At 62.1% G+C, this 24,271-nt stretch carries 23 protein-coding genes; 16 read left to right on the forward strand and 7 right to left on the reverse strand.

The window, feature by feature from the left end; all coding sequences use genetic code 11:
• Positions 1-7 precede the first annotated feature (7 nt).
• Positions 8-505 carry an isoprenylcysteine carboxylmethyltransferase family protein gene (locus FJ946_RS26540; RefSeq protein ID WP_140560643.1) on the reverse strand — a complete coding sequence of 166 codons (498 nt, stop codon included), beginning with the start codon at positions 503-505 and terminating at the stop codon, positions 8-10.
• 874 nt (positions 506-1,379) lie between these two features.
• Positions 1,380-3,431 (reverse strand): elongation factor G, encoded by a 2,052-nt coding sequence (locus FJ946_RS26545; protein ID WP_140560644.1) that lies wholly within the window; start codon positions 3,429-3,431, stop codon positions 1,380-1,382.
• Positions 3,432-3,756: 325 nt separating this feature from the next.
• Here FJ946_RS26545 and FJ946_RS26550 point away from each other — a divergent pair, with 325 nt between their 5' ends.
• Positions 3,757-4,152: a cupin domain-containing protein gene (locus FJ946_RS26550; protein ID WP_140495951.1), complete on the forward strand. Its 396-nt coding sequence runs from the start codon at positions 3,757-3,759 to the stop codon at positions 4,150-4,152.
• A 56-nt stretch (positions 4,153-4,208) separates the two neighbouring features.
• On the opposite strand, the gene FJ946_RS26555 is transcribed toward FJ946_RS26550, so the two are convergent.
• Complete coding sequence (locus tag FJ946_RS26555; protein WP_140566996.1) at positions 4,209-5,411, reverse strand: pyridoxal phosphate-dependent aminotransferase; 1,203 nt, start codon at positions 5,409-5,411, stop codon at positions 4,209-4,211.
• 216 nt (positions 5,412-5,627) lie between these two features.
• Here FJ946_RS26555 and FJ946_RS26560 point away from each other — a divergent pair, with 216 nt between their 5' ends.
• From FJ946_RS26560 to FJ946_RS26570, 3 genes are all read left to right on the forward strand, one after another.
• On the forward strand, positions 5,628-6,518 hold the full coding sequence (locus FJ946_RS26560; protein WP_140556021.1) for an EAL domain-containing protein: 891 nt from the start codon (positions 5,628-5,630) through the stop codon (positions 6,516-6,518).
• Complete coding sequence (locus tag FJ946_RS26565) at positions 6,515-7,363, forward strand: EAL domain-containing protein (protein ID WP_140566993.1); 849 nt, start codon at positions 6,515-6,517, stop codon at positions 7,361-7,363. Before FJ946_RS26560 ends, FJ946_RS26565 begins: the two co-directional genes overlap by 4 nt.
• A gap of 113 nt (positions 7,364-7,476) precedes the next feature.
• Positions 7,477-8,085: a glutathione S-transferase family protein gene (locus FJ946_RS26570; protein ID WP_140524868.1), complete on the forward strand. Its 609-nt coding sequence runs from the start codon at positions 7,477-7,479 to the stop codon at positions 8,083-8,085.
• A gap of 354 nt (positions 8,086-8,439) precedes the next feature.
• On the opposite strand, the gene FJ946_RS26580 is transcribed toward FJ946_RS26570, so the two are convergent.
• Together FJ946_RS26580 and FJ946_RS26585 are read right to left on the reverse strand one after the other, a co-directional pair.
• A complete protein-coding gene (locus tag FJ946_RS26580; RefSeq protein ID WP_140556015.1) occupies positions 8,440-8,640 on the reverse strand; it encodes an iron-containing alcohol dehydrogenase in 201 nt (66 codons plus the stop codon).
• 267 nt (positions 8,641-8,907) lie between these two features.
• Positions 8,908-9,120: a cold-shock protein gene (locus FJ946_RS26585; protein ID WP_010910991.1), complete on the reverse strand. Its 213-nt coding sequence runs from the start codon at positions 9,118-9,120 to the stop codon at positions 8,908-8,910.
• A 275-nt stretch (positions 9,121-9,395) separates the two neighbouring features.
• Between FJ946_RS26585 and FJ946_RS26590 the strand changes: the two genes are divergently transcribed.
• Entirely contained in the window at positions 9,396-9,725 is a 330-nt protein-coding gene (locus tag FJ946_RS26590; RefSeq protein WP_140566991.1) for a hypothetical protein, read from the forward strand.
• Between the two features lie 28 nt (positions 9,726-9,753).
• Here the strand turns inward: FJ946_RS26590 and FJ946_RS26595 are convergent, their stop codons facing one another.
• Positions 9,754-10,323, reverse strand: a complete 570-nt coding sequence (locus FJ946_RS26595; RefSeq protein ID WP_140566988.1) for a methylated-DNA--[protein]-cysteine S-methyltransferase — start codon at positions 10,321-10,323, stop codon at positions 9,754-9,756.
• Positions 10,324-10,503: 180 nt separating this feature from the next.
• Between FJ946_RS26595 and FJ946_RS26600 the strand changes: the two genes are divergently transcribed.
• The 11 genes from FJ946_RS26600 to FJ946_RS26650 all read left to right on the forward strand — a co-directional run bounded on the left by FJ946_RS26600 (position 10,504) and on the right by FJ946_RS26650 (position 20,533).
• On the forward strand, positions 10,504-11,415 hold the full coding sequence (locus FJ946_RS26600) for a lytic transglycosylase domain-containing protein (RefSeq protein WP_140495943.1): 912 nt from the start codon (positions 10,504-10,506) through the stop codon (positions 11,413-11,415).
• 5 nt (positions 11,416-11,420) lie between these two features.
• The gene (locus tag FJ946_RS26605) at positions 11,421-11,909 is read left to right on the forward strand and encodes a GNAT family N-acetyltransferase (protein ID WP_140566986.1); all 489 of its coding nucleotides are present in this window, start codon (positions 11,421-11,423) and stop codon (positions 11,907-11,909) included.
• A 147-nt stretch (positions 11,910-12,056) separates the two neighbouring features.
• Positions 12,057-13,325: an ABC transporter substrate-binding protein gene (locus tag FJ946_RS26610; protein WP_140566983.1), complete on the forward strand. Its 1,269-nt coding sequence runs from the start codon at positions 12,057-12,059 to the stop codon at positions 13,323-13,325.
• Between the two features lie 56 nt (positions 13,326-13,381).
• Positions 13,382-14,338 (forward strand): sugar ABC transporter permease, encoded by a 957-nt coding sequence (locus FJ946_RS26615; RefSeq protein ID WP_140566980.1) that lies wholly within the window; start codon positions 13,382-13,384, stop codon positions 14,336-14,338.
• Position 14,339: 1 nt separating this feature from the next.
• Complete coding sequence (locus FJ946_RS26620) at positions 14,340-15,164, forward strand: carbohydrate ABC transporter permease (RefSeq protein WP_140566977.1); 825 nt, start codon at positions 14,340-14,342, stop codon at positions 15,162-15,164.
• A 91-nt stretch (positions 15,165-15,255) separates the two neighbouring features.
• Positions 15,256-15,999 (forward strand): DUF899 family protein, encoded by a 744-nt coding sequence (locus FJ946_RS26625; RefSeq protein WP_140566975.1) that lies wholly within the window; start codon positions 15,256-15,258, stop codon positions 15,997-15,999.
• 78 nt (positions 16,000-16,077) lie between these two features.
• Positions 16,078-16,629: a DUF4142 domain-containing protein gene (locus FJ946_RS26630; RefSeq protein ID WP_140495937.1), complete on the forward strand. Its 552-nt coding sequence runs from the start codon at positions 16,078-16,080 to the stop codon at positions 16,627-16,629.
• A 295-nt stretch (positions 16,630-16,924) separates the two neighbouring features.
• Positions 16,925-17,389: a cupin domain-containing protein gene (locus FJ946_RS26635; RefSeq protein WP_140566972.1), complete on the forward strand. Its 465-nt coding sequence runs from the start codon at positions 16,925-16,927 to the stop codon at positions 17,387-17,389.
• 293 nt (positions 17,390-17,682) lie between these two features.
• Positions 17,683-18,075 (forward strand): RidA family protein, encoded by a 393-nt coding sequence (locus FJ946_RS26640; protein WP_140516779.1) that lies wholly within the window; start codon positions 17,683-17,685, stop codon positions 18,073-18,075.
• 162 nt (positions 18,076-18,237) lie between these two features.
• Complete coding sequence (locus FJ946_RS26645; RefSeq protein ID WP_140566970.1) at positions 18,238-19,026, forward strand: type I restriction enzyme HsdR N-terminal domain-containing protein; 789 nt, start codon at positions 18,238-18,240, stop codon at positions 19,024-19,026.
• Between the two features lie 103 nt (positions 19,027-19,129).
• Positions 19,130-20,533 carry an RNA-directed DNA polymerase gene (locus tag FJ946_RS26650; protein ID WP_140732290.1) on the forward strand — a complete coding sequence of 468 codons (1,404 nt, stop codon included), beginning with the start codon at positions 19,130-19,132 and terminating at the stop codon, positions 20,531-20,533.
• A 57-nt stretch (positions 20,534-20,590) separates the two neighbouring features.
• Here the strand turns inward: FJ946_RS26650 and carB are convergent, their stop codons facing one another.
• A complete protein-coding gene (gene carB / locus FJ946_RS26655) occupies positions 20,591-24,094 on the reverse strand; it encodes a carbamoyl-phosphate synthase large subunit (protein WP_140566965.1) in 3,504 nt (1,167 codons plus the stop codon).
• Positions 24,095-24,271: the final 177 nt, after the last annotated feature.

The raw sequence follows: 24,271 nt of genomic DNA on the forward strand, positions 1-24,271 counted from the left end.
CAGACTCTCACCCCCGCCAGCGCGTCAGGCGGGGCAGCCAGGCGGGCACGTTGCGGCGGTAGGTTTCGTATTCATCGCCATAGCGGCGTGCGAGCGTCGGCTCCTCGTACAGCTTGACGAAGGTGGCCATGGCCGCGGCTGCCATGGCGGCGTAGGCGACAAGCGTCCAGCTTGAAAACAGCAGTGCCTGGCCGATGATGATCGACAGCACCGCCACATACATCGGATTGCGGACATGGCGGTAGAGTCCGCCGACCACCAGTCTCTCGGTCGGAGCGACCGGAGCAGGCGTGCCGAGGCCTTCAAGCGCAAAGCAGGCGAATGCATGCAGCAGCGCCGCCACGGCGACCGCGATGAGGATCCAGCCGAGCGGGGCAAGACCCGGCAGGCTCGACCATGGCCGGTCCCAGCGATCCGTCAGCAGCCACGGCACGAGGCCGGCGACGATACAGGGTGCCGCGATGAAGAACGCAGCACTGCCGGCGATCGCCGAAAAGGTCCGCATTGCTTGTCTCCCGCCTGAAGCATGTCACGCCCAAACCGATTCCCGCGACGCGCTCACGTCTTTGTTGTTCACGTCGCTGCTGAACCGAGCACACTTTGCGCGACATGCATTAGTTGCCTCGGAAATAAACGCCTGCTGCCTCATTCCACGCCATTGCGCATTTTTGACATTTCGGGATGAAAACCGAGCGTGATTCGCGATTCCGCCGTGACAATTGTCTCATTGCGGGTTCCGCTTCGGTGATTCTGCTGGTCCTATTGGGTCCAGAAATGGCTTAGACCACAGCCTGCGTCTTTTTGCATGCGTGTGTTGCAAAATAGATGCTTGTTTCTTGGGCATGATGAGCACATATATAGTTCATCTCCTGGGCGCGTTCTCCTCCCATTAGCGCCCTCGAGTGTTCCCCTCTGGAGGTTAGCCTTAACAGGCACTTCCAATCAAACTCAGCCGGATCTTCATTGATCCGGCTTTTTTGTTGCCCGGAGGCTGCCGGAAGGGCGGGAAAATCCACCGAAATAGCCACGTAACAGTGACATGTAACCTCTGGTAACATGTCAAAGGCGTTCGGCTCCTGCTAAGCAGACCATAGGACGCGGTGTGGTCGGACGGGAGATGGGGGCATCACTCGGACGATCCGGGCTCAGGCGGCTACCGCGTCCGAACCTTCTTCCGCCGAAGCGGCGACTTCAAGGTGCGGCGGACCTGCCGTTTCTCCTCCCAAGAAAACGGTCCGCAAACAAAACGGCGTCCGGCCCCCCCGGGCGTCGTTTTTTGTTTGCGCCCCCTCGAACAAGGTTCGAGAGGGCACTCACCCAAATCTTTGTGGATGTCGATGTCCCAAAGCGGAGATCACTTTAGACGACATGCATCAGAATCAGGCTGCCTTGCCGTTGGCATTCATCGCTTCGTCGGCGAGCCGGCCGGTGAGTTCGGCCATGTGGTCGAAGACGGCGCGGTAGCTGGCGACGCCTGAGGTGGCCGAGCGCAGCTCGATGATCAGATCCCCGATCTCGGATTGCGGCATGGTCGCCTCGACGACATCCCATCCTGGCCAGCCGGGTCGCGCGTCGTAGCCGAGGATCTGGCCGCGCCGCTGCGGGATTAGCGCGATGATCTTCGAGGTCGCATCGGAGGGCGTCACGATCTCGACCTTCATCACTGGCTCCAGGAGCACGGGCGAACAGCCCGCCATGCCTTCCTTCATGGCAAGCTTGGCCGCCATCTGAAAGGCCATGTCGGAGGAATCGACCGCGTGGTAGGAGCCGTCCGACAGGTTGACGGCGACGTCGACGACGGGAAAGCCGAGCGGGCCCGACTTCAGGTAATCGCGTATGCCGCTTTCGACCGACTGGATGTAGGTCTTGGGCACCACGCCGCCGGTGATGGTATCGGTGAACTGGAAACCTGCGCCGCGCGGCAGCGGCTTTATCTCGATCACCACATCGCCGAACTGGCCGTGGCCGCCGGACTGCTTCTTGTGGCGGCCGCGCTGCTGCGCCGATTTGCGGATAGTCTCGCGGTAGGGCACCGCCGGCGGATGGCCTTCGACCGGAATCTGGTTCTTGCCCTCGAGCCGTTCGCGTACGACGCGCAGGTGCATTTCTCCATGGCCCGACAGCACGGTCTCGGCCGAGTCCTGGTTATGATGCAGGCTGAGCGAGGGATCTTCTTCGGCCAGCCGTTGGATGGCGGCTGACATCTTCACCTCGTCCTTGCGCTCCTTCGGCCGCAAGGCGAAAGCGAAGACAGGCTGCGGCGGCTCGAACTGGAGCAGCGGCTTCATGCCGCCCTTGGCCGAGGTCAGCGTCTGGCCGGTCTTGACCGCGTCCAGCTTGCCGAGCGCGACCGTGTCGCCGGTCTTCGCCGCGGTGAGCTTCGACTGGTCCTTGCCAAGCATCCTGTAGATGCCGGACACCTTTGCCATGTCGCCGCCGGGCAGCCAGAGCTCGGAGCCATCGGCGACCTGTCCCGAAAGGATGCGCGACACCGACAATTTGCCTCCATGCGGTGTATGGATGGTCTTCATCACCTGAACCACGGTCGCGTTGCCTTCGGGGGCGCCGAGCCGTTTGCGGGTCGCGTCGATGTCGGGCGCATCATGGCGGATCGCCTTCAGGAGACGCAGCACGCCATTGCCTTTCTCTGCGGTGCCGATCAGCACCGGCGTGACGGCGCCGTCGCGCAGATCCGCGGCAAGATCGTCGAAGACCGCGTCCTTGGGCGGCTCGATCTCCTCGAGCAGCTGTTCCATCAACTGGTCGTCATGGTCGGCCAGCCGTTCCAGCATCGAAAAACGGGCTTCCAGCTCACGCGCCTTTTCGTCGCCAGGTATCTGGGCCACCTCGCTCTCGGCATATTCGCGGTAGATGTAGGCGCGTTCCAGCGCCAGGTCGATCGAGCCAATGACGACGCCGTCCTTGCGCAGCGGTATCTGGCGCAGAAGCAACGGCACCGCACTTGCAGGCTGCAGCATCTTCAACGTGTCGCGCACGCCGGCAATCGCCTTGTCGACCTTGTTGAGAAACAGGATGCGCGGCACGCCGAGATCGTCGAGCTTGCGCATGATGAGCTGGAGGGCGGGGATCTTCTTCTCGTCGGCCTCGGCGACGACCACCGCGAGGTCGCAGGCGGCCAGCACCGGTTCGGCCTCGAAGGAGAATTCGATCGATCCGGGACAGTCGACGAAGGTGAACTGCTCGCCCATGAATTCTGTGGTGGCGAAGGTCGCCTCGACGCTCATGGCGTGCGCGCGCGCCTCGGGCGAATGATCTGAAACGGTGTTTCCCGAGGAAACCGGGTTCTGGCGGGGAATGGCGCCCGTGCGGGCCAATAGGGCTTCGAGAAGTGTCGTCTTACCGCTTGCGAAGGGACCGACTATGGCAATGCATTTCGGTCCCGTGCGTCGTCCTCCGGCGCGATTACCCATGACTGACCTCCACTCAGGCGTTTCCCTGGAGACCGACTGGCATTCATGGTTCAGGCCAAGGTCAGTCGGTCCTGAGCGGCGGCCGGCCTGTTCGACCGTCGCGGGCGGGCTTGTCTTCAACCGGCCCAAAGGTATCGTCCCACTTGTTTGCCGGCAGGGCAAGGAAAATAGGTAGCCTCAAGGGCCGAGCGCGCGGTGCGGTTGCCGCTGATTTGCAAGCCGAACAGACCGGTTGCGTCGACGGCCATATCGGCCGAAACTAGGGTCTCGAAAGAAGAGCGGCGTCGCCGCCGCCCGCATCGCCACCAGTTCCAGGGATCGAACGATGAAGATCATTGCTTGCGGCAGCACGCCGACCGTCATCGCGCCGGAAAAGTACTTCACCGGCCGGGTGCTGCAGACGCCGATCATCGAGAAGGAGGCTCCGGCACGGCTGCGGGCGACATTGGTCAGCTTCGAACCGGGCGCGCGGACCCACTGGCACACGCATCCGCTTGGCCAGACGCTGTACGTCACGTCGGGCGCCGGCCTCGCCCAGACCTGGGGCGGTCTCATCCAGGAGATCAGGGCAGGGGACGTCATCTCGTTCGCGCCAGGCGAAAAGCACTGGCATGGCGCCGGGCCGAAAACGGCCATGACGCATATAGCCATGCAGGAAGCGCTCGAGGGCGTGCATGCCGACTGGCTGGAAGCGGTGACGCCGGCCCAATATGGCGGCTGAGTACCGTGTCGAGCCGATCTAAAAACCCGGCGTTTGGCCGGGTTTTGTTTTCACGATCAGGTCAGTGATGCCGTAAAGCGCTGGATGCGCGTGCACGCCTCCTCCAGCAGCGTCTCCGACGTGGCGTAGGAGATGCGGAAGTTCGGACCGAGGCCGAAGGCCGAACCGAATACCACCGCCACGCCCTCGGCCTCGAGCAGCTCCGAGCAGAAGGCCTCGTCAGTGTCGATCACCTTGCCGGCCTTGGTCTTCTTGCCGATCAGCTGGGCGCAGGACGGATAGACGTAGAAGGCGCCTTCCGGCGACGGACAAGAGATGCCGCGCGCCTGGTTGAGCATCGAGACGACGAGATCGCGGCGCCCCTGGAAGATCGCCTTGTTCTTGGCGATGAAGTCCTGCGGGCCGTTCAGCGCTTCGACCGAGGCCCATTGCGCGATGGTGCAGGCGCCCGACGTCTGCTGGCCCTGGATCATGTCCATCGCCTTGATCAGCTGGACGGGACCCGCGGCGTAGCCAATGCGCCAGCCGGTCATCGCATAGGCTTTCGACACGCCGTTCATGGTCAGCGTGCGCTCATAGAGCTTCGGCTCGACCTCGGCGATGGTCTTGAAGACGAAGTCGCCGTAGGTCAGATGCTCGTACATGTCGTCGGTCAGCGTCCAGACATGCGGATGCCTGAGCAGCACGTCGGCGAGCGACCGAAGCTCGGCCTCGGTGTAGGCGGCACCCGACGGGTTCGACGGCGAGTTCATCAGCAGCCACTTTGTGCGCGGCGTGATGGCCTTTTCCAGTACTTCTGCCGTCAGCTTGAAGCCGTTGTCGATCGAAGTGTCGGCAAACACCGAGGTGCCGCCGCAGATCGCCACCATCTCGGGATAGCTGACCCAATAGGGGCGTGGGATGATGACCTCGTCGCCGGGATTCAGCGTCGCCATGAAGGCGTTGAACAGGATCTGCTTGCCGCCAGTGCCGACGATGGTCTGCTCCGGCTTGTAGTCGAGATTGTTCTCGCGCTTGAATTTCTTCGCGATCGCTTGGCGCAGCGGCGCGATGCCCGACACCGGCGGATATTTGGTCTCACCACGGCGGATGGCCTCGATCGCCGCATTCTTGATGTTGTCGGGCGTATCGAAATCCGGTTCGCCGGCACCCAAGCCAATGACGTCGCGGCCGGCATTTTTCAGCTCGCGGGCTTTCTGCGTCACTGCGATGGTGGCGGAAGGCTTCACGCGGGAAAGGGTGTCGGCAAGGAAGGCCATGACCTTTTTTCTCTCCAGAAAGGATCAGCGCGGCCAGGAGCGGCCGCGGCGCTTCTCATGTCGCATCATTCCCGTGAGTGCAAGCATTGTCGGCTGGGCCAGTGCCGCAAGGAGGTCAACGAGCCGTGATCGGCAACAGAAAGTTCATTAACGGGCGGTAGAGGCTTGCGTGGCAGGATCGTAACCCAATTGCGCCAGTTCGCGGAGCGAGGAACCTTGTCGCGCAGCATCGGGCTTGCCCATATCATCCGTCATGATGACGGCACCTCGTCAGGTGTCTGGGGCATTTATACGTTGCAAAGCGCCTTCCAGCCGATCTTCGCCTTCAGGGAAGGCAAGCTGTCGGTTGCCGCCTTCGAGGGCTTGATCCGGCCGTTCCGCGACGGCGAACCGCAATCGCCAATGAGCTTCTTCAGCACCTGCCCGGCCGCCGACCGGCTTCATGTCGAGGCGCTGACCAGGACGCTGCATCTGCTGAATGCCGGCGCCTGCCTGCCGCAGGAAGCGTCGATCTTTGTCAATTTCGATCCGTCGGTGTTCACCGAGCGCGCCGTTGCCGACAATGCCTTGCGCGAAATGCGCCTGGTGCTGCACGAGGCCGGCATCGATCCGGGCCGTGTCGTGTGCGAGGTGACCGAGCAGCGTCCAGCCTCGCAGGAGACCCTGCACGGTTTCGTCGCGGCGTTGAAGGGCAACGGCTTTCGCATTGCCGTCGATGACTATGGCGCCGACGATTCCGACATCAACCGCATCAAGGAGTTGAAACCCGACATCGTCAAGTTCGATGCCCACTGGATCACGCAGTTGATGGAGTCCGGCGCCGGCTTCGCGCTGCTGACGTCCATGGTGAAAAGCTTCGAGGCACAAGGCATCCGCACCGTGTTCGAGGGCATCGAGGAAGGCTGGCAGCTGGAGCTGGCCGAGAAATCCGGGGCTTCGATGGTCCAGGGTTTCGTGCTGGCACGGCCGGAACTGGCGCCGACCAGCTTCCGCGTCTTCGGCGAGGACGGGCCATCGCCTGCCGCCGACAGTGCATCTTCCGTCCCGGCAGCCGCGCCGCATACCGCGCGGGCGGCGAAAGCCTTTGGGCGCAGGGGCACACGATGAGGCCCGAACGGCGGCGCGATGTCGGCGATGCGATCTTCGTGGACGAGGTCGGTATCGAATATGGCGTTTATGGCGACTTCCGCCTGCGCAGCGCCTACCAGCCGATCTTCGCGCCGCGCGGCCGCTTCCTGCACGCAATCGCGGTCGAGGGCCTGATAGAGCCGCATCGCGCCGGCCGGCCGGGCGCCGCACGGGCGTTCTTCGAAGGCGTCGCGGCCGAGGACCGGCTGTTCGTCGAAACCATGTGCCGCGTGCTGCATCTCAGGAACTTCCGCAACATCGGCGTCGACGGGCTCGATCTGTTCTTCAACTACAATCCATTGGTCAACGCCCATCGGGGCCGGGCCTTGGCCGAAATCCGGCTGATGAGCAGGCATCTCGGCGAGCTCGGCCTGGCCCCCGGCATGCTGGTCTGCGAAATCACCGAACAGGCGGCCGACGACACGCTGCTGGCCAGGCTGGTGCGCGAGATGCGCCGCGACGGCATCCGCATCGCCATCGACGATTTCGGCACCGGCCACTCGACCGAGGAGCGGGTCAGCCTGCTCAAGCCCGATATCGTCAAGATCGACGGTGGCTGGTTCGCGCAATTCTGCCGCCACGCCGCCGCCGAGCGGTTCTTCCGCCCGCTGGTCTCCAGCCTGCACGACCGCGGCGCCAAGGTCCTGGTCGAGGGCATCGAACAGCCCACCCATCTGCGCGTCGCGCTCGATGGCGGCGTCGACCTGCTGCAAGGTTTTCTACTCGCCCGGCCGGCGCTGGCCGGGGTGATCTTCGACGAGCGACCGCTCGCCATCGACGCGCTGCTGGGCAGGGACAGCAAGGTGGTGCCGCTGTTCGGGTAGCGCCGTGTGCTACACATCAGCGGCGCTGATCGTCGCGCCAAAACTAATCATTGGTGAGGACGGCGCGGCTACGATAATCGCGTCTGCACATGGCAGCGCTCGGGGGACCAGCGATGATACTTTACAGCATGATCGACAGCGGCAACTGCTACAAGCCGCGCCTGCTGATGGCCAAGCTCGGCCTCCCTTTCACCACTGTCGAGGTGAGTTCGCACACGGGCGATACGCGAAAAGCGGATTTCGTCGCCAAGAATCCGAATGCCATGGTGCCGCTGCTGGAACTCGACGACGGAAAGCGGATCGCTGAATCCAACGCCATCCTGCTCTACCTCGCGGAGGGCACGCGCTTCCTGCCCGCGGACAAGTATGAGCGCGGGCTCGCCTATCAATGGCTGTTCTTCGAACAGTACAGCCACGAGCCCTATATCGCCGTGCGCAAGGCGCTGCTGACCTTTCCCGAAAGGGCCAAGGACGCGACGCCGGAGCGGCTGGCGGTGACACTGGAGCGCGGCAACAAGGCGCTCGGTGTCATGAATAAATACCTGGAGAACAACGCGTTCTTCGCCGGAAGCGCCTACAGCGTCGCCGACATCGCGCTCTACGCTTATACGCATACGGCGGAGCAGGGCGGCTTCCAGCTCGACGCCTACCCGGCGGTGGCTGCGTGGCTGAAACGAGTGGAAGCGGATCCGGGGCATGTGCCGATGGAGTGGGTGGGGTAGCTTTATCCTCAACCTCGTCGCCGCCTCGCGGCTCTTTGGGGGCGGGGCACGCGTCAACAGGCGCGAGGCCCGGCCGCCCATCGTCCGGGAAGCTGCGCGGGAGCTATTTCAACAGATGGTCGTAGTCGGCATAGGGTGCCGATCCAGAACCAGATCACATCTTCATTGTTGCGTATGGCAACAGCCGGTAGTTTCGTCGACCCGCGCCGACCAATAGCAACCGACCTGCTTGAAATGTAAGGAGGGATGAAAAGGATCGGAACGCAGTCTGAGAAAACTCCCTGTCCGCCTTTGCTTTGATCGACGATGACAGTTTTTCATAAGCCTTCCAGAATGATGGAGAGGCGCCGTGATTCACAGAGGGCGAGTCCGGCCGGCGCGATGGTCAGCCAATGCCTGTTCGGCAAGCTTGTCCAATCGCCCCGCCCTCACGTCGGTCTCGATCTGCCGATCCCACAGGTCCGCCTGGAGCGCCTCGAACCATGCGGCAAACGCCTTCAGCTCCTCGGGGCTCAGTTCGGTGATGGACTTTTCGATTTGCTCAAGCTTGGTCATGGCCGGATAATACCACTCTAGTGGTACCACAGGTGGGACTCCAGGTTCGGCTTTACATGCCTGGAATCCAGGCAAATAAAAAGGCGGGACAATGCCCGCCTTCCCATTTCGGTAGCCTGATCGGGAGCGTCCGGTCCGGGCTGGCAGCTATCTGCTGATCCGGCTTGTCGGGTCTTTCCGCTCCGGCGCGCTTCTCGCGCGACCGTCAGTACATCCGTGACTTGCCGCGCGCCCCGGGCTGTCGCCCGGCGCGCGCCATTTTCAAAATCAGGCTGCCTTGCTCAGAGATCCAGCGGACGACTTGCCAGTGCGGCGGTCCTGCTCGATCTCGAAGTTGATCTTCTGGCCTTCGACCAGGGTCGACAGCCCAGCGCGCTCGACAGCGGAGATGTGGACGAAAACGTCCGCGCCGCCCGCGTCAGGCTGGATGAAGCCGAAGCCCTTGGTGGCGTTGAACCACTTGACCGTTCCAGTTGCCATAAAAATAGTCCTTCACATTTGCTTTGGTTTGACCGAACCGAGGTCCAGCCGGTGTGCATCGAGATTTTGGAGATAGACGTCAGCAAACGCGAAGATCGCGAGGCCCGGATCGATCGGCCGAAATATCAATGGGGCTGATATAGGCTGCTTTCGCACGAAATACAAGACTGCGTGAGAAAGCCGTGATCGAGGGACCGCCCAACGGCCGCCCCAATCCGGTGAAACCGTTGCGTCAGATGGCGCTGTCCGTGGGCCGCGCATCAGGGGAGAGGACCATGAAGACCATTCTGCTGGCAGCATGCCTGACGCTGATTGCCGCCGAGGCGCAGGCGATCTCGCGCTACGATCCGACGCGGATGGGGTGTGGCCGCGTGCAGGCGACGATCGCGCGGCAGGGCGCCGTCATCCTGCGTTACCAGTCGAGGCGGGTACCGGGACTGCCACTCTACGACCGCTATGTGCAGAGCCAGCAATTCTGCACCATGGGCGAGGTGAGGACACGCGCCTATGTGCCGAGCGCCGATACGAAATCCTGCCCGGTCTACAATTGCAAGCGACCGGACAACGACCGGCGTTTCCGCCGGCGTTTCTTTCACAGCGACTAGGTAGTCGCTCGGCGCGGCCGCTATCGCTTCAAAATCCGAATGAGACCTGCGCGGGCGGCGGCGGGCCGACGCGCACGCCTTCCATGGCCAGCATCTTTTCCTTGGTGGTCGAACCGCCGGGCGCCGAAAAGGCGCCGATCTTGCCGCCGGCCGCGAGGATACGGTGGCAGGGAATGACCAGCGGCACCGGATTGGCGCCAAGCGCGGCACCGGTTTCGCGCGGCAGGCCGGCATGGCCGGCGCGCTTGGCCAGTTCTCCATAGGTGGTGGTTTCGCCATAGGCTAGCTTTCGCGCCGCGCCATAGATGGCGAGGCGGAAATCGTCGATGCCGTCGAGATCGACCGGCACGCCGGAGAAATCGATATCCTCGCCCGCCGCATAGGCCTTGATCGAGGCGATCAGCTCGACCACCCACGGCGGCTGCACGGTAGCGGCCGAAACGCCGGCGTGGCGCATCAGCCGCCGCTCGACCGCCTCGCGGCTGCGTTCGGGCAGGCAGAGCCGGATCAGGCCCTTTTCGCTCCAGGCAATCCCCATGAAGCCGATCACTGTTTCTAACACTGCGTGGCCGGCTGTGATCTGCGACGGCGTTTGCATGGCGTGCTCCTTTCGCAAAATGGCCAGAAACCGGCATTCATGCCGGTACATATCAGGAACAATATGGCATTTCGGCCCGAGTCTCGCCACCCGAAAACCACCTGAGCGCCCCGATTGCTCGCCAGGAATCGCTGGTGTAAGGGATTTCTTAACATCCGACGAACCGGACCCGAACGCGGCTTGCCAGCAAAACAAACCCTTATCGCGCTCGGCGTGATCGCGGCCATGGCCTGCGTCAGCGGTTGCACGTCGACATCGCAGATGAAATCCGCGTCTTCCCTGACCGAAACAGCGACCGTCGCCGGCACCGATGCCGGCTTCACCATACCGTTGCCGGAGACGGTTTCGGTGCTGCCGGAATCGTCGGGGATTACGCCCGTTCAAACCGCTGAGTTGTCCGCCGGCCCGACCACACAGGCGGCCGCGGCAACCGCGGCCTTTGCCGGAGCGACCCCAACCGCACCGGCCGTGCCGGCGGTGATGACCGCCAATGCCTGGCAGGCGCCGCCGCCGGCTGGCGCCGGCGCACCAATCAAGGCGGCAGCCACCTACGCCACCGCCGGGCTCATCGTGCCGGCGATCGCCAGGAACGATCAGAAAGCCATGCCCGGCGTGCAGCAGGCGGCCTATGTTGTGCCGCAGAATCCGGCTGCCCTCGTCCAGTTTCCTGCCGCTCCGGTGCAGGAAGAGCATGCGACCGGCGTGCGCGGCGATATCGACCGGCTGATCGTAAAATACGCCGCGTTTTATCAGGTGCCGGTCGACCTTGTGCGCCATGTCGTCAACCGCGAAAGCACCTTCAATCCCAAAGCCTACAACAACGGCCATTGGGGGCTGATGCAGATCAAGCACGCGACGGCGCGCGGCATGGGCTATGACGGACCGGCCAGGGGCCTGTTCGATGCCGAAACCAACCTGAAATACGCCGTCAAATACCTGCGTGGCGCCTGGCTGGTGTCGGACGGCAACGCCAAGCGCGCCGACTGGCTCTACCAGACCGGCTACTATTTCGACGCCAAGCGCAAGGGCCTGCTCGAGGCGACCGGCCTCGGCGTCGACCGCAAGCGGCGCCGCCTGCTGCCCGACGCCTGAGCGAAATGCCCGAACCGCGCCCGCCGGCTCCGAACGACATCCGGCTGCGCAAGATCCTCGACGAGACGCTGGTTCCCGCGCACTGGCCGGATGGCTTTGTCATGCGCACCCTCGAGCACGGCGATGCGCCGGCCTTGCATGCGCTGCTGAGCGAGGTGTTCGATGATGGCGCCGACGGCCCGTTCGACGAATGGTGGCCACGCATCTCAGGCGACCCCGAATTCGACCCTGCGCTCTGTTTCCTCGTCATCGACACCAAGGGCCTGCTGGTGGCGGCGGCGCTGTGCTGGACGAGCGCCTTCGTCAGGGATCTCGCCGTGCATCCGCAGGCGCGCGGCAGGGGCATCGGCGAGGCGCTGATGTGGCACGCCTTCGCCGTCTTTCGCGAACGCGGCGCAGACCATGTCGACCTCAAGACCAACACGGTGGAAAACGCCGCCGCTGTCAGGCTCTATCAGCGGCTTGGGATGAGCCCTGTCGCCTGGGAAGGCTGAAGCCGCGGCCCGGCCCACCGCCGCTCGCGGGCATCGCTCGGGAACCCAGAGCGCCGCTTCGCATTCAATGAGTGGTGGAGGGGTCCGACGAGCTTCCGACGCCTGGAAGGCTTGCGTCGCTGTTCCGAAAGGAGATCCTCCGCCGCCATGAGGCTCTTGCACGCATTTGCCGCGTTGGTCGCTGCCGCGATGATTGCGACCGTCCCTGCGCAGGCCGTCGAATTGTCGATCGTCTCGGGCGATACCGGCATCGGCATCAAGGTGCTGCGTGAAATCCTCGACCGCTATGAGAAGGCCAGCGGCAACAAGGTCAGCATCGTCGTCATGCCGGCATCCGGGACCGACCAGTTCGGCCAGTACCGGCTATGGCTTGCCGTCGGCAACAGCGATGTCGACGTCTACCAGACCGATGTGATCTGGGCGCCGCAGCTCGCCAGCCAGCTCGTCGACCTGACTGCGGCGACCAAGGATGTCGTCGGCGCCCATTTCCCCTCGATCATCCAGTCGCAGACCGTCAACGGGAGGCTGGTGGCGCTGCCGATCTTCACCGATGCGCCGGCGCTCTATTACCGCAAGGACCTGCTCGACAAATACGGCGCCCAGGTGCCTGCCACTTGGAAGGAGCTGGCCGACACCGCCAGGCTGGTCATGGACAAGGAGCGGGCGGCCGGCAACAAAGACATCTGGGGCTTCGTCTTCCAGGGCAATGCCTATGAGGGGCTGACCTGCGACGCGCTCGAATGGGTGATGTCGAATGGCGGCGGCCAGATCATCGAGCCGGACGGCACCATCTCGATCAACAATCCAAAAGCGGCCGCCGCGCTCGACATGGCCAAAAGCTGGATCGGGACCATCGCGCCACCCGGTGTGCTCGCCTATCAGGAAGAGGAATCGCGCGGCGTGTGGCAGACCGGCAATGCGGTCTTCATGCGCAACTGGCCCTACGCCTATGCGCTCGGCAATTCCGAAGGCTCGCCGATCAAGGGCAAGTTCGACGTCGCGCCGCTGCCGGCCGGCACCGGCGAAGGCGCGCGTCCGGCGGCGGTGCTGGGTGGCTGGAATCTTGCCGTGTCCAAATATTCCAAGCACCCGGACGCGGCGATCGGGCTCGTCAAATTCATCGCCTCGCCCGCGATGCAGAAATACCGCGCGCTGAGGAACTCCAGCCTGCCGACCATCCAGGCGCTCTATGACGATGCCGACATCGCCAGGCAACAGCCGATCGTCCCGCGCTGGAAGCAGATATTCCTCAATGCGGTGCCGCGTCCCTCGGCCGCGGCCAAGATCAAGTACAACGAGGCGTCGAGCCAGTTCTGGAACGCCGTCCACAAGACGCTGTCGGGCGATGGCACCGCCGGCGACAATCTGGCCGACCTCGAAGCCATGCTGACAAGGCTGAAGGGGCGTGGCTGGTGACGCCACAACGCGCCTCCATGTCCCGCCCAGCAGGAGGGATGAAAGAAGCGGAGCCGATGCCTGAAGCCGTGGCGACCCACCGCCCGCGCTCGCGGCTGATGCGACAGCGCGTGCGTTCGGCCTGGCTGTTCCTGGCGCCGATGCTCCTGGTGCTCGCCGCCGCTGCCGGCTGGCCGCTCGCCCGCACGGTCTATTTCAGTTTCACCGACGCTTCGCTGGCCGATCTCGACGCCCGCCAGTGGGCAGGTTTAGCCAATTACTTCTCGGTGCTGCGCATGCCGAGCGGCCGGGTGCTCTATGATGGCGTGCTGGCCGATCCGGTCTGGTGGAGCGCCGTCTGGAACACGGTGCGCTTCGCGGTGATTTCGGTGACTTGCGAGACGATCCTCGGCATGGTCGTCGCGCTGGTGCTCAATGCCGAATTCCCGGGCCGCGGCATCGTCAGGGCGGCGATCCTCATCCCCTGGGCGATCCCGACCATCGTCTCGGCCAAGATGTGGCAGTGGATGCTCAACGACCAGTTCGGCATCATCAATGTGGTTCTGCTCAATCTCGGCCTGATCGACACCAAGATCGCCTGGACGGCCAACGCCGACACGGCGATGGCGGCCGTGCTGGTCGTCGACATCTGGAAGACGACGCCGTTCATGGCGCTGCTCATCCTTGCCGCGCTGCAGATGCTGCCGCGCGAGATCATCGAGGTCGCCAGGCTCGACGGCGCCAATCCGTGGCAGATATTCTGGCGGGTGACCTTGCCGCTGATCCGGCCTGCGGTGATGGTGGCGGTGATCTTCCGCGCGCTCGACGCGCTGCGCATCTTCGACCTCATCTATGTGCTGACGCCCAACAACGTGCACACCAAGTCGATGTCGGTGTTCACCCGCGAGAACCTGTTCGAGTTCGACAAATTCGCCTACGGCTCGGCCGCCTCGACGCTGCTGTTCCTCATTCTTGCCCTTCTCACCATGGCCTATATCCGGATCGGCCGGATCAGCCTCGAGGGGGGCCGCTGAGATGTGGATCCTGAAGCGGACGGCTTTCTACCTGCTGGTCGCGGTCATCGTGCTGGTCGCGGTATTCCCCTTCTATTACGCCATCGTCACCAGCCTGAAATCGGGGACCGAACTGTTCCAGGCCGATCTCTGGCCGAAGACGTTCAGCCTCGGAAATTACAGGAATGTGCTGACAGAAGGCGCTTTCGTGCGCAATCTCATCAACTCGCTGGTGGTCTCCGGCGCGGTCGTTGCGCTCTCGCTGTTGCTCGGTGTCACTGCGGCTTACGCGCTGGCGCGCGTGCGCTTCCGCGGCCGCTCGGCGCTGATGCTTACCATCCTGTCGGTGTCGATGTTTCCGCAGGTGGCGGTGCTGGCCGGGCTGTTCGAACTGGTGCGGATGTTCGGCCTCTACAATTCGCTTGTCGCGCTGATCTTCTCCTACATGATCTTCACCTTGCCGTTCACCGTCTGGGTGCTGACCGCCTTCGTGCGCGACCTGCCGGTCGAGGTCGAGGAGGCGGCGATCCTTGACGGCGCGACGCCGTGGATCATCATCACGCGCATCTTCCTGCCGTTGATGTGGCCGGCGCTGGCGACCACCGGGCTTTTGGCGTTCATCAGCGCGTGGAACGAGTTCCTGTTTGCGCTGACATTCACCTCCAACAACGCGCAGCGGACCGTGCCGGTGGCGATCGCGCTGCTGTCGGGCAATTCGCAGTTCGAGATTCCATGGGGCAACATCATGGCCGCATCGGTGATCGTCACCGTGCCGCTGGTGCTGCTGGTGCTGATCTTCCAGCGCAAGATCGTCTCGGGCCTGACAGCCGGGGGCGTGAAGGGGTGAGGAGAAAATGTCGGAACCGGCCGCAGCGGCGCGTCCTTAGGTCTAGAGCAACCGCGCCGGGACGCCGGCGCTGTGACCCAAGGAGCCGATCATGATCACCTTCCCCAACGAATCCGCCAGATACCGCGCCGCCCGCGAAAAGCTGCTGAAGAAGGAAATCGCGCTGCGCCGCGCCATGGAGGATGTGGCCGTGGCGCGCCGCGCGTTGCCGCCGGGCGGGCTGGTGCCACAGGATTACGTGTTCGAGGGGCTGGATGCCGAGGGCAGGGCGGCCGAGATAAAGCTGTCGCAACTGTTCGCACCCGGCAAGGACACGCTGATCCTCTACCAGATGATGTTTCCGCGCCATCCGCAGGAGACGCGCGACGTGGCAATGACGGGCGGCACGGCGAAGCTGGCGCGGCCGGACCAGCCATGCCCATCCTGCACGGCGCTGCTCGACCAGTTCGACGGCGCCGTCGGCCATCTTCAGGCGGCCGGCTTCAACTTCGCCGTGGTGGCGAAAACCGCGCTCGAAAACCTCGTCACGCTCGGCCGCGACCGTGGCTGGCAGAACATGCGGCTGGTGTCGTCGGCCCCCAACAGCTTCAAGCGCGACTACAATGCCGAGGATGCCGGCGGCGCGCAGATCCCGCTTTTGTCGGTGTTTCATCGCGACGGTGACGGCATCAGGCATTTTTGGTCGTCCGAACTCGGCTTCGCCCCGCCGGAGCCCGGCCAGGACCCGCGCGCCATCGGCACCTGCGAGATCCTGTGGAACCTGATGGATTTCACCCCGGAGGGCCGGCCGAACTGGCACGAGCAGCTGCAATATGGCGAGGCATGCTGCCATTGACGGCAAGGCGCCCGGCGCAACTTCCGCTCATCTGCGGCGTTGGAATCCCGAGGGAACCATTCCGACCGGAGATTGCAGATGAAAACGCTTCTGACCATGACCGCCGCGGCCTTGCTCGCCGCCGCGCCCGCCGCGCTTGCCCAATCCACCGCCCAAACGACGCCGTTGGCGGCCGACAGCAAGGTCGACACGCAGACCTTCATCAAGACGGTGCCCGGCGCCAACGAGTTCGAGATCCAGTCGAGCAAGCTCGCCGAGCAGAAATCGGCGTCGGCCGACGTCAAGGCCTTCGCCAAACAGATGATCAAGGACCACACCAAGGCCGGCGAGGACTTCAAGGCGGCGCTCGCGCAGGGCCAGACCACCGCCTCGACCAAGCCGGCCGGCCCGGCGCTTCAGCCGAAAGAACAGGGCCAGCTCGACGAACTCAAGGCCGCCAGCGGCAAGGACTTCGACACCAAATACATCATGATGCAGACAGCAGCTCACAAGGACGCCGTCGCGCTCTTCAGCACCTACGCCCAATCGGGCGATGATCCGGCGATGAAGGAATTCGCCAAGAAGACGCTGCCGACGCTGAAGATGCACGAGAAGCATGTGAAGGAACTGGGCGCGGCGCATCAGGGGTGAGGGTGTTTCGACAGGAGCTGAACGGCAGACGATAGCATTCTACGGCGCCCCCCTTTGTCCTGCAGGACATCTCCCCCTCAAGGGGGGAGATTGGCTGTTGCGAATGCTTTCGCCAAATTTTCGGCGTGGGCAGAAAGAGCGCCGGGGCCGAAGCTGCCAATCTCCCCCCTTGAGGGGGAGATGTCCGGCAGGACAGAGGGGGGCGCCGTAGGGCGCGACGGCTCACATATCGCAACAGGGTTCTTCCCAGGCATGCGTGGCACTACACTGCCGCACCACCACCCCGAGAGCACCCATGCCCAAACTCGGCCTCGCATCCCTGCCCATCCGCAAGGGCTCGGGCTACCCCGCGCCCTTCGATGCCCCTTGCGTCGATCGCACGCGCCGCCGGCTTGGCGATGCCGGCGGGCTCACCGATTTCGGCGTCAACCTGATGACGCTGCCGCCCGGCGGCTGGTCCAGCCAGCGCCACTGGCACAGCCACGAGGACGAGTTCGTCTATGTTTTGGAAGGCGAGCTGACGCTGGTCGAGGATGGCGGCGAGACGCTGCTCAAGCCCGGCGACTGTGCCACCTTCGCCAAGAACAGCGGCAACGGCCACCATCTCATCAACCGGTCATCCACGACGGCGCGCTACCTTGAGGTCGGATCGCGGAACCCGGACGATGTCATCACCTGCTCCGACATCGACATGATTAGTCCGAGTTCGGATGGACGCTTCCTGCACAAGGACGGCACGCCTTATCCGGGGCAAGGGTGAAGGCTGGACAACGCGTCGGCGCCAGCCCCCCTCCGTCCCGGCTTCGCCGGGCCACCTCTCCCCCACCTTGTGGGGGCGAGGAACCCAAGCGTTCCGGTGTCGCGACCTCAGTGATTGGCTTTTCCTCGCCCCCATGAAATGGGGGAGAGGTGGCCCGGCGAAGCCGGGACGGAGAGGGGGAGCGCCCGACGAGATTTCGCAGGCGAGGGACGAGTTCCGGCTCTGGACTGCGGGTCGGCGCTGGCGTTCCCCGGCCGGCACTATAAGCTCCCCCAAACCCAGGGAGCACCACCATGAAGAAAGAACTCATCGAAGTGCCCGTCATGTCGGCCAAGGTGCGGGCGCTCGGCCTGCCCTGTTCGACAGCGGTCAAGGCCAACGGCTTCGTGTTCATCTCGGCGACCCCGCCGGTGGACATGGTGACCGGCGAGATGGTGCGCGGCGACATCGAGACGCAGACCGAGGCATCGCTCAAGGCGCTGAAGCACTGCCTGGAGGCGGCCGGCACCTCGCTCGAAAATGTGGTGATGGTGCGCATCTACGCCGTCAATTCCGGCTTCTACAACGCGATCAACCGGGTCTATGCGAAGTACTTCAGCGTGAACCCGCCGGCGCGGAGTTTCGTGCCGGTTGCGTCCTGGCCGATGGAGTTTGATATTGAGATTGAGTGCGTGGCGGTGGGGTGAGGGGTGAGAAGCACGCGGGTAGCGGACGAAAGCTGATTGTTTGGCGGTTCGAGTTTCGAATGCTCTGAGCCCGCCAAGGGCGGGAATCCTTAGCGCAAGTTTTTACTTGTCTTTCAAGTAAACTCGTCCTCAACTCACTTCGGGGATAGGGAGGGCGAGTCATTGAACAAATTACCGAAAAAATTCGTCGAACGGGTTCCGTTGAATCTCAAGAAGTATCAGCGGATCACGCTCGCTCAGCAAAAATCGGATGTCGCGGAAGCCGACACAGTTACCTTAGTCAAAGACATCCTGGCTGATGTCTTTGGCTATGATAAATATGATGAACTGACATCGGAACATCAGATTAAGGCCACATATTGTGATCTCGCGATCAAGATCGCAGGGAAACTGCGATTGCTTGTCGAAGTGAAATCAGCAGGCAGCAGCTTGGCCGAGAATCACCTGAGGCAGGTTATTGACTATGGGGCTCACCAAGGCATTCACTGGGTGATCCTGACCAATGCGGTCGAATGGCGGCTGGTCCGCATCTACGTAGCAAACCAGATCAGCCACGAAGAAGTTTGCCGCATCGTACTTGCCGACATGAATCCCAAGAATGAGGATCATCTGCAATGCCTCTTCCTATATGCCAAGGAAGGGCTGACCACCGATGCGATGGATGCCTTCCATCAGCAGGCCCAGTTGTTCAACAAGTTTACGGTTTCGGCGGTCATCCGGTCCGAAGCAGTAATTTCGGTGGTACGTCGCGAAATCCGGAAGCTCTTTCCAGACCTCAAAGTCGGTAACGAGAACCTATCGCAGTTGGTCGAAAATGAGGTGATCAAGCGGGACACGATCGAAGGCGACAAGGCGAAGGAAGCGGTCGCTAGGATGCGAAAAGCCGCGAGCAAATTGGAAAGAGCGAAAGCTAAGGCGTCGAAGCCAATTGCTATTAATGTTGAGACCTGACGTCTCAGTTGAATCGTAACACCTTTGCCGGTACCTCACGCCAGTCAGCTGCGGTTTTTGTCCGTGACGGTGCCAAAATGCCTTTCAATTGCTCAGGACAAGTATGAGTGCTTTTGACGCAATAATCACTACCAAAAATGCTCGCCCAATTTGGAAAAAACTTAGTGAGAGTATCGTTCCAATCATCGGCGCAAAAGAACTAAAAGAAATTGTTGCATCGATCGACCAACTAAAATCAGATATTAAGCAACATAAGTACATTCCATCAATAGGGCATGGCTACCTTGGTTATCTGAAATCTGCTGGCTGTACCCGGTTTGTCCCGATTCTGACAGCTGAAGATATGACTGTATATTACTTAATTGTGCTCGCCCTCCAAGAGTACCTCATTGAGGATTTCGAGGGAGTGTATGGCGCATACCGGTCCGTTCCGAAATTGGCCAAGAAGGTAAGGGACCCGGAGAAAGAAGATGACGTAATCGATCCTTATTTTCGCGACACCTTTTCTAGGAGAGCTTGGTTCAAGGATTGGTCTCAGTTTACCGATCTTCTCATTGAGACTTGTAACGATTCTACTGTTGGAAATTACGTTCTTGTGTCTGATGTTGCTAACTTTTATGACACGATCGACATAGGTCGCCTGATAAATAACATCAGAAGCAAGGTTCCTGGAAACGACGAGATTGTCTCTCTGCTTGGGTATTTTTTAAATTATTGGGACAGGCGTATAAAGGGGTACAGCCCCTCATCAAAGGGAATACCTCAGGAAATAATTTCAGACGCGTCTAGAATTGTTTCAAATTTTTATCTGAATGAATTCGACAGAAAGTTTATTGAATATTGTAAAAGTGAAGGAATATTATATCTAAGGTGGGCTGACGACATAGTCCTGTTCGGAAAGTCAAGGATTCACCTTGAAGCTACCATGCATCAAGCATCTAGGTTCTTACTAAACTTGGGTCTAAATTTTAATGCCTCTAAGACAAGGCATTTTTCAAAGCGTGAGTTCAAAGAGTATAGGGCTCTTTCATTACTTAGTGCTGTCTCGAAGAAAAATATAGGTGCATTCGATAGAGAGTTAAGGAGATTTTCTGCAAGGTATCCGTTGAAAGGCGGTCGAATCGATACCGTAGTTAAAGCCTCGCTCAACCTTCTTTCTGCCGAACCGAGAGCTAGAACCTTATTTTCGATGAATTACTTACGCGAAAGGTTGCGTGAGTATGAGTTTTTGTCAGGGTTGAACGAGAGCCAACTATTAAAGAAGTATCTTCTTTATGGAAATATCGGAACTGAGCTTAAAAAGGATATAGAAATTATCCTTAGGCATCCATACGCGGCGCCGCGTGCGACATTTCTGTCTTTTATTAGAAAATACAAAGCTAGACTTCTTAAAGAAGGCGTTTCTGTATCTAATTTGAAGAAATTTGTCGAGCGAATCGAAGTGGAATCGCAGGACAGTGAAATTAACCTGTCAATATGCGTTCCTGCGGCGAAGGCCGCTATCTGATTCGACGGATGAACTCATGCTTGCTGCCGGCTCCCCTCTCGTGTGGAAGTAGATGCCTCAAGCAAAATACTCCTGCAGCGGCCGCACCTCCAAGCTCCCAGCCTTCAGCGCCGCGATCGCTTCGGCCACCGCGGCGGCACCCGACAGAGTCGTGTAATACGGCACCTTCTGCATCAGCGTCGCTCGCCGCAACGACTTCGAGTCCGACACCGCCTTCTGGCCATCCGTGGTGTTGAAGACGATCTGGACCTGACGGTTGCGGATGGCGTCTTCGATGTGGGGGCGGCCTTCGAGCACCTTGTTGATTTTCTCGGCGACGACGCCGTTTTCGGCGAGGAAGCGGGCGGTGCCTGACGTGGCCATCACCTTGAAGCCGAGGCCGGCGAGGCGCTTGACCGCCGGCAATATGCCTTTCTTGTCCTCGTCGCGCACCGAGACGAACAGCGTGCCGGAGCGCGGCAGGTCGACGCCGGCGCCCAACTGGCTCTTGGCGAAGGCAAGCGCGAAATCGCGGTCGAGGCCCATGACCTCGCCGGTCGAGCGCATTTCCGGGCCGAGCAGGATGTCGACGCCGGGGAAGCGGGCGAAGGGGAAGACGGCTTCCTTGACCGCGATGTGGCCGGGATTGCGCGGGTCGGGCATGGCGCCGTAATGGGCGAAGGCGTCTTCCAGGCTCTCGCCGGCCATGATGCGGGCGGCGATCTTGGCAATGGGGCGGCCGATGGTCTTGGCGACGAAGGGCACGGTGCGGGATGCGCGCGGGTTGACCTCCAGCACATAGACCGTGCCGTCCTTGATCGCGTACTGCACGTTCATCAACCCGCCGACATTGAGCGCGCGGGCAAGGGCTGCCGTCTGGCGCTCCAACTCGTCGACCAGCTCCGAAGGCAGCGAGTGCACCGGGAGCGAGCAGGCCGAGTCGCCCGAATGGATGCCGGCCTCCTCGATGTGCTCCAATATGCCCGACACGAAGGTCGCCTTGCCGTCGCAGAGGCAGTCGACATCGACCTCGATGGCGCCACTGAGATAGGTGTCGAACAGCAGCGGGTTCTTGCCCAGCAGCGTGTTGATCTGGCCAGTCTTGTCGTTGGGGTATTTCTGCTTGATGTCCTCCGGCACCAGGCCGGGCACGGTGTCGAGCAGATAGGATTGCAGCATGCCCTCGTCATGGATGATCTGCATGGCGCGGCCGCCCAGCACATAGGAGGGGCGCACCACCAGGGGGAAGCCGAGCTCGCCGGCGACGAGGCGGGCCTGCTCGACCGAATAGGCAATGCCGTTCTTCGGCTGGCTGAGATTGAGCTTGTGCAGCAGCTTCTGGAAGCGGTCGCGGTCCTCCGCCAGATCGATCATGTCGGGCGAGGTGCCGAGGATCGGGATGCCGGCCTTCTCCAGCGCATCGGCGAGCTTCAGCGGCGTCTGGCCGCCGAACTGGACGATGACGCCGACCAGCTCGCCCGAGGCCTGCTCGGCGCGCAGGATCTCCAGCACGTCCTCCGCCGTCAGGGGATCGAAGTAGAGCCGGTCCGACGTGTCGTAGTCGGTCGAGACGGTCTCGGGGTTGCAGTTGATCATGATCGCTTCATAGCCGGCGTCGCGCAGTGCGAAGGCCGCATGGCAGCAGCAATAGTCGAACTCGATGCCCTGGCCGATGCGGTTCGGCCCGCCGCCGAGGATGACCACCTTTTTGCGCGACGAGACCTGCGCCTCGTTGGCGAGCGCGCCGGCGAAGGGCACTTCATAAGTGGAGTACATGTAGGCGGTGGGCGAGGCGAACTCGGCCGCGCAGGTGTCGATGCGCTTATAAACCGGATGAACGCCGAGCTTTTCACGAATCTTCTGAACGACTTCCACGTCGCTCTTCGTCAATGAGGCGAGGCGGGCGTCCGAAAAACCCATGGCCTTCAGCATGCGCAGATTAGCGGCATCCTCAGGCAGGCCATGCTCGCGGATGCGGGCTTCCATGGCCAGGATGCCTGCGATCTGCTCGAGGAACCACGGGTCGATCTTGCACATTGCGTGCACGTCTTCGAGCGAGGTGCCCATGCGGATCGCCTGCGCCACCATGCGCAGCCGGTCGGGCGTCGGGGTGCCGAGTGCGGCGCGGATGGCATTGCGGTCGTCGACATGGCTGGCGGGCGTCGTCCCATGGCCAAGGCCGGGGATCTCGATCTCGTCGAGGCCGGTGAGGCCGGTCTCCAGACCGCGCAAAGCCTTCTGCAAGGATTCCTGGAAGGTGCGGCCGATGGCCATGACTTCGCCGACCGACTTCATGGCGGTGGTCAGCACCGGCTCGGCGCCGGGGAATTTTTCGAAGGCGAAGCGCGGGATTTTCGTGACGACGTAGTCGATGCTGGGCTCGAACGAGGCGGGCGTGGCGCCGCCGGTGATGTCGTTCTCCAGCTCGTCCAGCGTGTAGCCGACGGCAAGCTTGGCGGCGATCTTGGCGATCGGGAAACCGGTCGCCTTGGAGGCCAGTGCGGAGGAGCGCGAGACGCGCGGGTTCATCTCGATGACGACAAGGCGGCCATCGGCCGGGTTGACGGCGAACTGCACGTTGGAGCCGCCGGTCTCGACGCCGATCTCGCGCAGCACCGCGATCGAGGCGTTGCGCATCATCTGGTATTCCTTGTCGGTCAAGGTCAGCGCCGGCGCGACGGTGATCGAATCGCCCGTGTGCACGCCCATCGGATCGATGTTCTCGATGGAGCAGACGATGATGCAATTATCCGCTCTGTCGCGGACGACCTCCATCTCGTATTCCTTCCAGCCGAGCACGCTTTCCTCGATCAGCACCTCGGTGGTCGGCGAGGCGTCGAGGCCGGACTGGACGATGTCGAAGAATTCGGCCCTGTTGTAGGCGATGCCGCCGCCGGTGCCGCCCATGGTGAAGGAGGGGCGGATGATGGCGGGCAGGCCGACATGGTCGAGCGCTTGGGCGGCGATCGCCATGGCGTGGCTGATGTAGCGCTGCTTGCGGTCGCCTTCGCCGAGGTTCCAGCTTGTCTCCAGCGCGTCGAGCGCGGCATCGAGATTGTCGGGCTTTTCGGCCTTCAGTGCCGCGCGTTCGGCTTCATGCGTCTTGCGGTCGGCATTCTTGACGTCGGTGGCGTTGGCCAGCATCGACTTCGGCGTTTCCAGGCCGATCTTCTTCATCGCTTCGCGGAAAAGCGCCCGGTCCTCGGCCTTGTCGATGGCCGTGGCGTCGGCGCCGATCATCTCGACATTGTAGCGCTCCAGCACGCCCATGCGGCGCAGCGACAGCGCGGTGTTGAGCGCGGTCTGGCCGCCCATGGTCGGCAGCAGCGCATCCGGGCGCTCCTTGGCGATGATCTTGGCCACGACTTCGGGGGTGATCGGCTCGATATAGGTGGCGTCGGCCAGTTCCGGGTCGGTCATGATGGTGGCCGGGTTGGAATTGACCAGGATGACGCGGAAACCTTCTTCCTTCAGCGCCTTGCAGGCCTGGGTGCCGGAATAGTCGAACTCGCAGGCCTGGCCGATGACGATGGGGCCGGCCCCGATGATCAGGATCGACTTGATGTCGGTGCGTCTTGGCATCTTTATGAATTCCGTTCGGCGAGCGGCTTGCACGAAAAACCGGGACGGGAGACCCGGCCGGTTGTGCTTGCGATTCTGGTATCAGGCTAGGAGGGCCTTATAGGGAAGAGTTTTGCGGGATGTAACCCCGAAAATGAGGGCAGTAGGGCAGTAGGGCAGTAGGGCAGTAGGGCAGTA

This window comes from Mesorhizobium sp. B2-4-7, assembly GCF_006442685.1.
Classification (GTDB): Bacteria; Pseudomonadota; Alphaproteobacteria; order Rhizobiales; family Rhizobiaceae; genus Mesorhizobium.

Coding starts and splice junctions, on each gene's coding strand:
- FJ946_RS26565 (WP_140566993.1), top strand. CDS start 6,515: ATGAGGCCCGAACGGCGGCGCGATGTCGGCGATGCGATCTTCGTGGAC.
- FJ946_RS26630 (WP_140495937.1), top strand. CDS start 16,078: ATGAAAACGCTTCTGACCATGACCGCCGCGGCCTTGCTCGCCGCCGCG.
- FJ946_RS26590 (WP_140566991.1), top strand. CDS start 9,396: ATGAAGACCATTCTGCTGGCAGCATGCCTGACGCTGATTGCCGCCGAG.
- FJ946_RS26625 (WP_140566975.1), top strand. CDS start 15,256: ATGATCACCTTCCCCAACGAATCCGCCAGATACCGCGCCGCCCGCGAA.
- FJ946_RS26605 (WP_140566986.1), top strand. CDS start 11,421: ATGCCCGAACCGCGCCCGCCGGCTCCGAACGACATCCGGCTGCGCAAG.
- FJ946_RS26640 (WP_140516779.1), top strand. CDS start 17,683: ATGAAGAAAGAACTCATCGAAGTGCCCGTCATGTCGGCCAAGGTGCGG.
- FJ946_RS26540 (WP_140560643.1), bottom strand. CDS start 505: ATGCGGACCTTTTCGGCGATCGCCGGCAGTGCTGCGTTCTTCATCGCG.
- FJ946_RS26620 (WP_140566977.1), top strand. CDS start 14,340: ATGTGGATCCTGAAGCGGACGGCTTTCTACCTGCTGGTCGCGGTCATC.
- FJ946_RS26555 (WP_140566996.1), bottom strand. CDS start 5,411: ATGGCCTTCCTTGCCGACACCCTTTCCCGCGTGAAGCCTTCCGCCACC.
- carB (WP_140566965.1), bottom strand. CDS start 24,094: ATGCCAAGACGCACCGACATCAAGTCGATCCTGATCATCGGGGCCGGC.
- FJ946_RS26550 (WP_140495951.1), top strand. CDS start 3,757: ATGAAGATCATTGCTTGCGGCAGCACGCCGACCGTCATCGCGCCGGAA.
- FJ946_RS26585 (WP_010910991.1), bottom strand. CDS start 9,120: ATGGCAACTGGAACGGTCAAGTGGTTCAACGCCACCAAGGGCTTCGGC.
- FJ946_RS26650 (WP_140732290.1), top strand. CDS start 19,130: ATGAGTGCTTTTGACGCAATAATCACTACCAAAAATGCTCGCCCAATT.
- FJ946_RS26570 (WP_140524868.1), top strand. CDS start 7,477: ATGATACTTTACAGCATGATCGACAGCGGCAACTGCTACAAGCCGCGC.
- FJ946_RS26615 (WP_140566980.1), top strand. CDS start 13,382: ATGCCTGAAGCCGTGGCGACCCACCGCCCGCGCTCGCGGCTGATGCGA.
- FJ946_RS26635 (WP_140566972.1), top strand. CDS start 16,925: ATGCCCAAACTCGGCCTCGCATCCCTGCCCATCCGCAAGGGCTCGGGC.
- FJ946_RS26610 (WP_140566983.1), top strand. CDS start 12,057: ATGAGGCTCTTGCACGCATTTGCCGCGTTGGTCGCTGCCGCGATGATT.
- FJ946_RS26580 (WP_140556015.1), bottom strand. CDS start 8,640: ATGACCAAGCTTGAGCAAATCGAAAAGTCCATCACCGAACTGAGCCCC.
- FJ946_RS26545 (WP_140560644.1), bottom strand. CDS start 3,431: ATGGGTAATCGCGCCGGAGGACGACGCACGGGACCGAAATGCATTGCC.
- FJ946_RS26595 (WP_140566988.1), bottom strand. CDS start 10,323: ATGCAAACGCCGTCGCAGATCACAGCCGGCCACGCAGTGTTAGAAACA.